The sequence below is a fragment of the Aeromicrobium sp. PFPM2_SD2 genome, assembly GCF_057364525.1.
Map to the genome: position 1 here is coordinate 1 of NZ_JBNFNZ010000777.1, position 618 is coordinate 618.

Sequence of the window (618 nt, forward strand, 5' to 3'; positions counted from 1 at the left end):
CGCTCGCGCCGGCTGAGCCGCGCGCGGGGCCCGGCGGCGCGCGTCCTCGACGTCCAGGGCGCCACGCAGCGAGACCTCGCTGAAGAAGGTGGGCCGCACCCGGTCGACGACGCGCTGGCGCTGGTCCAGGTCGATGCGGGCGGGCCGGCCGTCGACGAGCACCTTGAGCCGGCTGCCGGCCGGGTACCAGCGGATCTGCTCGTGCATGACGACCTGGCCCACCAGGGAGTAGGTCCGGGTCGTGGCGTGGATCGGGTCGACCGGCCGCCCTTGACCGCCACGTCCCACTCCGGGGCGTCCCCGGTGTGCACGAGCGTGAGGCAGACCAGGTCGCGGTGGTCGTCCACGGCGGTGACCTGCGGCCGCAGCCACCCGCCCGACGAGGCGCGCAGCAGCAGCAGGTCGCGCATCCAGCCCTTGTAGCCGGGCGGGCGCGTGCCCTCGAGCACCTCGTCGTCGACCAGCCCGAGCACCCGGTCGACCAGGGCCAGCAGCTCGGTGGCGACGGCCGGGTCGTGGCCGGCCAGCGGCGAGCGGGTGCGGCCCTCGTCGCGCAGGATGCCGTAGACGACGTCCAGCGCCCGGACCTGGAGCCACTCGGGGCGGCACCGGCGCGGA

General features: G+C 76.2%; 1 protein-coding gene. It reads right to left on the reverse strand.

Annotated features, from left to right (window positions below; genetic code table 11):
* Positions 1–618 (reverse strand): hypothetical protein (locus AC2W7G_RS18040; protein ID WP_485869642.1); only part of this gene is annotated, 618 nt, incomplete at both ends.